The organism is Psychrobacter sp. FME13 (genome assembly GCF_014861395.1).
Lineage (GTDB): Bacteria > Pseudomonadota > Gammaproteobacteria > Pseudomonadales > Moraxellaceae > Psychrobacter.
In genome coordinates this window covers 1-4258 of the sequence record NZ_RRYV01000205.1, presented here as the reverse complement: position 1 = coordinate 4258, position 4258 = coordinate 1, and the positions used below count along the sequence as shown (strand labels likewise).

The following is a 4258-nucleotide window of genomic DNA, read 5'->3' as shown; positions in this document are numbered from 1 at the left end:
CGGCCTTATCAGAGAGTACTTGCCTAAGGGTTGTGACTTTAGACAAGTCTCTGATGATGAGATGCAGGACATTGAGAACAAATTAAACAACAGACCAAGAAAACGATTAGGGTTTAAGACGCCTATGCAGGCGTTCTATAATATTAATTAGCGTTGCACTTGGTGTGTTAATCTAAGTAAGATAAAAGAACCATATTTAATTTTTTTAGATAAGTAAGTGGTTGATTGTAATGTGAACTTTTGAATCTGAGTTAAATTTTATTTTATAAAAAATCTATTACAAGTAGTATTTATGAAACACTGGCAGTCAGTACCGATGAAAAAAAATCGCTTTAATGCTTCCAAAAAGGTCTTTGCTCAGTTCAATATCAGCTATATGGTTGTATTTGGTTCAGCTCTTTTTTTAATAACGGCCTGTAATATAGATAAAGCTTCTGAGGATTTACCTCCGATAGAGGCACAATCTACTATCACCCTCGATAGTAATATACAGGAAGCGGAAAATGTTAAAGAAAGTATCAAGAATTCTTATGCCAGACTGGCTTCGGAACGTCCTGATGTTTGTCCAAAGTTAATACAGAAAGGGGTTGATAGTCAGGTTATTAAGCGTACTGCAGAAGTAATGACAAGTGACTATTGTGATTATTTCTTGTATCCACAAGATGGACAAAAAATTTCAGTTAAAGTAAATGACCGTCAAATCGAAACGTTATTAATCGTACCAACATTGCACAATTTTGCTAACGGTGATTATCAAGTAGAGTCTTATGACAAACATGTGATTCGATTGGCTTACGATGGTGCAACCTATAAGCCCGAAAATCTTGTTTATGACGTTGCGGTAACTGTTTCCGATTGATGTGTGTCAATTTTTACTTTCTAGCCGAGAGTGTTTTTAGCACAAAAAGCTAAGAACAGCTAGAATTCAGAGCAGTAGCGATTAAGCGTAATAAAGGTAAAGAGCGATGCCAATTGGTATCGCTCTTTACCTTTACAGGGTTATTTTTTAGTCTTGTCATCTTTCCAAGGGTCATCTTGTCCAACGGTGACAATTAAAAAATCATCAGGCTTTAGTGTATCGCGCATTGTTTGATTGACCTCTGATAGTTTTACTTGATCAATACGGTTGACGTAATTAGTCAGATAGTTATCTTGTAACTGATAAAAATTCATCATACCAAGTAGTCCATTAATTCCCGCATTACTTGCAAACCCCATTGGGAAACTATTCTTAAGACTATCTGTTGTCAGCTGCATTTCGCTACTAGTAATACCTTCATCTAAAGTATCATTAATAACTTCTAAACTGGCATCAATGGCAGCACGAGCTTTATCATTACGGGTCGAAAATCCGATTTGATAGGGACCTTTTGCGAGCATTGGATTCATAGATCCTGATATACCGTATGTGTAGCCAAGATTTTGTCTAATTTCAGTCATCAGCCGTGCATTAAAATCCCCGCCAGCCATTACCTCGTTACCGACAGCAAAATTGGTTTGCTGCTGTTGATCTTTTGGATTGGTCGCGCGTTTACTTCCCAATTGTCCCATGAGTACAGTGGTTTGGGTGCTTGGGAATGGAATGTGAATATGCTTGGCTTGATTTATAGGCTTTGGTTCAGGTAGCTCTGTGGCCATCTGACCTGTTGGTAGATTAGCGGTAATGTTTTCAGCAAGTTGCTTTGCTTGTACTAATGTCAAATTGCCCGTCATAGCAAGCGAGGCGTTAGCCGCGACTAGATAGCGGTTTTTAAAGTCTATCAGCTGTTGTTTACTGATGTTGGGTACGCTTTCAAGCGTGCCAGCTGATTGATGGGCATAAGGATGCTTGCCATATAATGCCTTGTTAAAAGCAATGCTAGCAAGGCTGTTGGGATCTTGTTTTTGTTGTTGTAATCCAACCAATAATCGGGCTTTGTTACGTGCCAAAATAGCATCATCAAAGGCAGGTTCGCTGAGCATTTGAGTCATTAAATCAATAGCAGGTAGCAAGTGTTTATCGTCAGATAAACTGCGTAGCGAGACGATAAACATATCCTTGTAAGCACTGCTGTTTAAATTAATACCGAGTGTTTCAACGGCTTGGGTAAATTGATTTTCATCTAAGCTTTTAGAGCCTTGCGTCAGCATGGTCGCTGTCATGTTAGCAATACCAAAACCATCTCGCTGGATGCTGTTGTCACGGGCACTACCAGCGTTAAAGCGCAAATCAATATCAACAATTGGTAAGGTGGTTGTTTGTACAAAGCGTACTGGTACACCTGATTTGGTTTTGAATTGTTGAATCGTAGGTACAGTAACGGTTAAATCGTTGGTATTATCTAAGCTGGTTAGTTTTGATAACGCAGCAATAGGTGCGCTGGTATCGACTGAGGCGGAGCCATGGTATTCTTCAACAGCTGCTGAATCTGCTTGCGCTGTCATTGTTAATGTTGTCAAACTTAACAATATAGTAGCGCTAAGACATCCTCGTTTTATAAGCGTTGATGCGTTGCTTGTTGATTGACTATTTAAAGGCTTTTTGCTTATGTGCGACAAGTCATTATTCTTATTCATGGTTTTCTTCTTATTTATAATAAAATCTGTATGATTGGGCTAAACATTCACATCTCAGCATTATTTCTTTGTATCATCTTGGTCTTGAGGTGGAATGATATGCATCACCGTCAAATTGTCTTTTACTAAATATTTTTTACTGGCCGCTTGTATATCAGCGATTGATACGCTATCGAGCTTGGTTGGTAGTTCGGCAAGTAACCTGTCATCTAGACCGATAGACTGTAAGGAGCCAATCATACGAGCCTGACCTTCCATACTATCTTGTGCATAGACCAATCCGGTCACCGTATTGGTTTTGGCACGGCTAATTTCGTCGGCGGCTATGGGATCAGTTTTTAGTTTTTCTATCTCAGCGATGATGGCCTGCTGCGCTTGTTCTAGGCTAACGCCTTCACGCGGTGTTGCTTGAATTAAGAAAAGTCCATCGCCTCGATCTAGCAAGTCATAAGAAGTGCCAACCGTGGTTAGTAGACCTTGTTCACGTATGAGTCGACTCTCAAGACGCGCTGATAGTCCACCATCTAATACGTCCTGAGCCAGTGAAAGCGCATACGCTTGTTTTTCGTTACTTGCTCCAGCGGTAACAAGGCTTGGTACGTTATAGCCCATCAATAACACAGGTACTTGTACGGCTTGTTCAGAGTCAACTTGCTGATAGCCACGGAATCCTTTTTGACTAATGCTAGGGCGTTCCGGTAAATTACTTGGGGTTAGCTCACTGAAATAGCGTTTGACTTGCGTCAAGACTTCTTCTGGCTCAACATCACCTACGATGACTAAGGTTGCATTGTTTGGCACGTACCACTTTTGATACCATGCCTTTAATTCTGGTAGGGTGATTGATTCAATCTCCTTCATGGGGCCGATAACAGACTCACCTTTCGGGCTATCGGGCAATGCGAGCAATCGGAATGACTCATACGCTTTTGCGAGTGGATTGTCATCGGTACGCTGACGGCGTTCTTCCATGACGACTTGGTGTTCTTTGGCAAACTCTTTATCATTGAACAATAGGTTTTTCATACGATCGGCTTCTAACTCAAGCGCTAAAGGGAATCGATTTGCAGGGAACAGCTCGTAATAACCAGTATAATCGTAGCTGGTAAACGCATTATTGACACCGCCAAATTTAGCAATCAAGCGTTCATAGTCATCACTTGATACATCAGTTGTACCTTTAAACATCATATGTTCAAGTAGGTGCGAGATACCGCCTTTGTTGGCAGGTTCATCTGTTGAGCCTACTTTGTACCATATCTGCGTCATCACCACTGGTGCGCGATGATCTTCTTTTACCACTACCTTTAGGCCGTTTTCTAATTGGTATTCATGTCGACCTGACATGTCTATGGCCAATGCTGACTGCTGAGCATCATTGGACGTTTTTTCTTGCGCCACGGTGCTTTGGGTTGATGGATTCTGAACAGTCGATAAGGGATGCGAATCAATGGTGTTAGTTTGGCAAGCTGCAAGAGTAGCTAGCATTGCTAGAGCGCAGGCAATACGTAATGAAGTTTTAGGTAGGAATGCAGACGATGGTAAAGGTTGTGTCATGTTGAGTTCTACTTATATAAATGGCAACTGGTAAATGAAAGGTATATCAACCAATGAGTGAGTATATCAACTTTAATTATAACAAGAGAATGACCCCTGCCGTCAATCCCGTAGACTTAAACTTGGGAGATTTTAGTTACGCAGC

Annotated in this window: 3 protein-coding genes and 1 pseudogene; 2 read left to right on the top strand and 2 right to left on the bottom strand. The window is 40.8% G+C overall.

Going from position 1 to position 4258, the window contains the following annotated elements; all coding sequences use genetic code 11:
• Together EI164_RS17175 and EI164_RS14830 are read left to right on the top strand one after the other, a co-directional pair.
• Positions 1-151, top strand: a pseudogene (locus EI164_RS17175) (IS30 family transposase); the annotation flags it as partial.
• A gap of 141 nt (positions 152-292) precedes the next feature.
• Complete coding sequence (locus EI164_RS14830; protein WP_192520686.1) at positions 293-859, top strand: hypothetical protein; 567 nt, start codon at positions 293-295, stop codon at positions 857-859.
• 140 nt (positions 860-999) lie between these two features.
• Here the strand turns inward: EI164_RS14830 and EI164_RS14825 are convergent, their stop codons facing one another.
• The gene (locus tag EI164_RS14825; RefSeq protein ID WP_192520685.1) at positions 1000-2556 is read right to left on the bottom strand and encodes a M16 family metallopeptidase; all 1557 of its coding nucleotides are present in this window, start codon (positions 2554-2556) and stop codon (positions 1000-1002) included.
• Positions 2557-2616: 60 nt separating this feature from the next.
• Positions 2617-4113 carry a M16 family metallopeptidase gene (locus EI164_RS14820; RefSeq protein WP_192520684.1) on the bottom strand — a complete coding sequence of 499 codons (1497 nt, stop codon included), beginning with the start codon at positions 4111-4113 and terminating at the stop codon, positions 2617-2619.
• Positions 4114-4258 lie beyond the last annotated feature (145 nt).

What these genes read in the sequence shown, in the direction of transcription:
- EI164_RS14820 (WP_192520684.1), bottom strand. Translation starts at nt 4,113, where the DNA reads ATGACACAACCTTTACCATCGTCTGCATTCCTACCTAAAACTTCATTA.
- EI164_RS14830 (WP_192520686.1), top strand. Translation starts at nt 293, where the DNA reads ATGAAACACTGGCAGTCAGTACCGATGAAAAAAAATCGCTTTAATGCT.
- EI164_RS14825 (WP_192520685.1), bottom strand. Translation starts at nt 2,556, where the DNA reads ATGAATAAGAATAATGACTTGTCGCACATAAGCAAAAAGCCTTTAAAT.